The sequence below is a fragment of the Clostridium gallinarum genome, from assembly GCF_014836325.1.
Taxonomy (GTDB): Bacteria; Bacillota; Clostridia; order Clostridiales; family Clostridiaceae; genus Clostridium; species Clostridium gallinarum.
Genome location: NZ_JACSQZ010000039.1, coordinates 14,312 through 18,561 on the forward strand (window position 1 = coordinate 14,312; position 4,250 = coordinate 18,561).

At 26.2% G+C, this 4,250-nt stretch carries 2 protein-coding genes and 1 pseudogene; 2 read left to right on the forward strand and 1 reads right to left on the reverse strand.

Annotated features, from left to right (window positions below; all coding sequences use genetic code 11):
- A pseudogene (locus tag H9660_RS10845) lies at positions 1–844 on the forward strand (hypothetical protein); the annotation flags it as partial.
- A 55-nt stretch (positions 845–899) separates the two neighbouring features.
- Here H9660_RS10845 and H9660_RS10850 read toward each other — a convergent pair.
- Positions 900–3,278 (reverse strand): M6 family metalloprotease domain-containing protein, encoded by a 2,379-nt coding sequence (locus H9660_RS10850; RefSeq protein ID WP_191750399.1) that lies wholly within the window; start codon positions 3,276–3,278, stop codon positions 900–902.
- 304 nt (positions 3,279–3,582) lie between these two features.
- On the opposite strand from H9660_RS10850, the gene H9660_RS10855 reads away from it, so the two are divergent.
- Positions 3,583–4,250 (forward strand): cohesin domain-containing protein (locus tag H9660_RS10855; protein ID WP_243190649.1); only part of this gene is annotated, 668 nt, incomplete at its 3' end.

Sequence of the window (4,250 nt, forward strand, 5' to 3'; positions counted from 1 at the left end):
TAATGATGTTGTTATTGAAGATACTTCTTCTAATGAAACTACTGACAATAATGTTGTTATTGAAGATACTTCTTCTATTGAAGTTACTGATAATGATGTTGTTATTGAAGATACTTCTTCTAATGAAACTACTGACAATAATGTTGTTATTGAAGATACTTCTTCTAATGAAACTACTGATAATAATGTTGTTATTGAAGATAATTCTTCTAATGACGCTACTGATAATAATATTGCTATAGAAGATAATTCTTCTAATGAAGCTATTGATGATGGTATTAATATAGCACAAAATACTATTAATTGCCCTGAAATAAATGAAGCACCTGTTTTAACTGCTTCTGAAGGTTTTAATAAAAATGGTATAGGTGACTCAGTATATGAACACTTAAAAAATATTGGATGGACAGCTGTTGACTCAAATACTATAAATATTAATGATGGTAGACTTCAATTTAAGAATATGAACGGTCTAAATAATATAGATTCTATTATTACTATAAGATGTGATTTTGCAGAAAATGATAAATATGTATTATACTTATTAAAGCTTATGATTGGGGACAAATCAATCTCTACAGCTACTCCTAGTGATTCTGAAATCTTTAGTGGCGTATTTGATGATAAATATTACGATAACTTCGAAAATTTAGTTAGACGTATAGCTAATGGTACTGGAACAATAAATTATAGTAATAGATCTATAAGAGTTCAATATGATGGTAATTGGGATTATACTATAACACTTACATTCTCAAACTATAAAGATGATAATGCTCAAACTACTCCATCTATTAATGAGGATAATTCTAATATTATATATTATGAAGTTCCTAACGAATAAAAATAATCCAAGTAAGGCTATCATTTAGCTTACTTGGATATTTTTTAATATTATTCTATTCAATTTTTTTTGATATTAATACTAAATCAAAAATATCTATTATATTATCTTTATTTATATCTAAATCCTCCTCAAAGGAATCACTATTGCTATCTACATTATACTTTAATGCAACCTTTGATAGATCTAAGATATCAACTGTTCCATTTTTATCTACATCTTCTGCTTCATATTCAGAAGTAACTTTATTTAAAGTTCTATTTTTAACTTCAATTAATCCATCTGTATCTATATAACCTATATATCCAACTCCATTAACCACATCAAAATTAAGATTAATTATAGGTTTATCTGATACCCTATATCCATCTTGTACCCAATCAGTTCCATCAAATACTTTTAATTTAATCTCTTCTGTCTCTGTATCAATATAGGAAACATAAAGATTTTTATTTGACATTTGTAACTTTGGATAATTTCCCTCTTTACTAGCTAAATCATTTCCAAGCTTAATCCAATTATTATCCTTTAACTCATAAACCCTTATAGAAGGAGTTGCAACTGCTAAATATATCTTTCCATCCTGTGCAATTATATTTGTATTTTTTGCAATTATATCTAAATTGCCTACATCTGCCCAACTACCATTGCTATACTTTTTAACCTTAATCTTATCTGAGCTATAAAAATTTGAATAAGAAACATAAACTTCTCCATTATTTTCAGTAATACTTAATCCATATATATAACCCCTATCAATATCTGAGCCAATATTCTCAAACTTATTTGTCACAGTATTAAATTTTGCAACCTTTAAAATATCTTGATACGGATCAGTATATGCTATATAAAGACCATTTTCTGTAGCAATCATATCTGAATATTGAGCTATATCACTAGTAATTGTCTGCAATTTTGTCCAATTTCCATTTTCAAACTTTGAAATATTTAATTTATAATCATAGTCATTATATAATACATAAGGTACTCCATTATAAACTTTTATTTTCGATTTGTCTGTAACCTTTGCGATAGAGTTACCTAAGCTAACCCAATTGGCTCCATCATATTTAATAGCTTTTAAGTCTTTATTAAAATCTCCTTCTGAATATGTAATATAAATTTCATTCCCTACTACATCCATAGAAAACTCATCTGAATCACCACTATTTACAGTTCCATTGCCTACTAAATTCCAAACACCATCATTACTTAAGTCTGGAAGTTCTACATCAAAGCTTATACTATCTCCTGCTGAAGATACATTTTTTATTACTATTCCACTATTTAATCCTGAAGAATAAGTTATAGCTCCATCAGTTATTTTTGCATTCATATCTGATGTTCCATAAGAAGTTCTGCCACTTTCCTCAGATAAAAATGCTTCTCTTATATTACCTGCCGCATCCCCTTCTCCTGTTTCTCCTGGTCTAAATATATATAAGAAATCTTTATCCCCTGAAAAGTTAGTATATTCTGATGTATTTACCCTATATATTATCAGTCCAGAACCCGGAATCCTTCCTTCTAACTCATCTTTATATGGATTCCCTTGCTTTCTATATTCAACCATAAAAAATTCTTTTTCTGATAAAGGTGTTTTTATTATAAAAGCTTGATTATCTGGATTTGAACTTACAGGCTCTAATGTATATGTTCCACTTTTATTTATTGTATCTATTCCAACCCAATCTTTTCTTAAATAAGCTAAAGGATATTGAAGAAATACAGAATTAAGAGCCATTATATCCCATTCTCCTACTGGTTTACCACTACCACTTCCACGATATAAATCAGGTAACCCTAAAGAATGTAAAAATTCATGAGCTATAACTCCTTTTTGTCCTGAAACAACCTCTTGAAATATACTTTTTTCATTATGAACATTATATGTATTAACAGCTTTTCCATTTATAGATGAACCATTATTATGATTAGATTTATGAGGCCAAAAAACATCATCCATTGATGATGAAGATCCTTGAAATACAAAAGTAACATTATCTACTTGACCATCATTATTTCTATCTAAATTAATACTAGTATCTACAGAAATATGACTTATTATTTCTTTTATCATTTCATACTCTTTTGAACTATTGTAATAGCTTCTTGGTTGAGACAATGTATATGGAATAATAACACTATTATTATCTTGTGGAAAATAATTATTTACTTTTACTTTCTCGTTAGAAATAGTTGAAATATAATTACTTAAAGATTTAATGCTTGTCCCATTATACATTTCAATTATAGTATTCCTTCTATTTTCCATAAAATTTCCTTCGCTATCTGAAAAATTTATAAATACTATAATATTAGTAAGCTCTTGAGCTCCTTCTTTTACATCTGCTTCCGATTTAATAACAATAAAACTATTAATTATTAATGTTATTACTAAAAACAAACTTAACTTTTTAATTAATCTTATCATTATCTTTCCCCCTTATTTATTAGAAATAAATCTAAATAAAATATAGTACTTAATAAATCTAATTTAAATAAAATAAATTCATTGTATTCTGAATTTATTTTAAAATTACATTAATATCTATATTTATATAATAATTATTTTATATAAAACCTTTATTTTAATCAATAATTTTACATAATTTATATAAATTTAGTACAAAGTAATAATATATGTACTTTTGTCCTTATTTAACCAAATTATTTACATAATATTATCTTTATAGTAAAATTATATTAAAATTTTATTAAACTAAGGGGGATTAAGTTTGAAAAATAAATTTAAATTTCATAAAAATAAATTTTCACTATTTTTATCAATTTTATTTTTATTTGAATTAATATTATTTAATACAAATAATACTGTCTTTGCAGCTACCACTCCTTCTGTTTCATATACAGTAACTGGAGAAGCTAAAGTAGGAAATATAATAGAAATTGCTGTAAACATATCAAACGTAACAGACTTATATGGAGGATCCATTGATTTTCTATATGATGAAAGCCTTTTAGAAATAGAAAGTGTTACTAAAGGTAATATATTTGGTAATACTGAAATTCTTACTCCATTAGGTGCTAACGGAAAAATAGAAAACGGACAAGCATCTTTTGCTATTTCAATGAAAGGAAATAAAACAGGTGTATCAGGTAATGGTACTCTAGCAATAATAAAAGCTAAAATCCTTAAAGAAGGAACAGTTAAATTAAATACAATCAACTCAAATGACAGCTTAAATTTAAGTACTAATACTATAAGAGTCAAGTTATCTAATTCTAATGTTGATAATATAAGTTATTCTCCTAACAATACAATAATAAATTTAAATAAAACTGTACCTTTAACTCCTGGTAAGTATGAACAAGATAACATTAATATTTCCTATAAAGGTTCTTGGAATAATCAAAATAGTCCTAGCTATTCTGGTGGTTCAGCTAT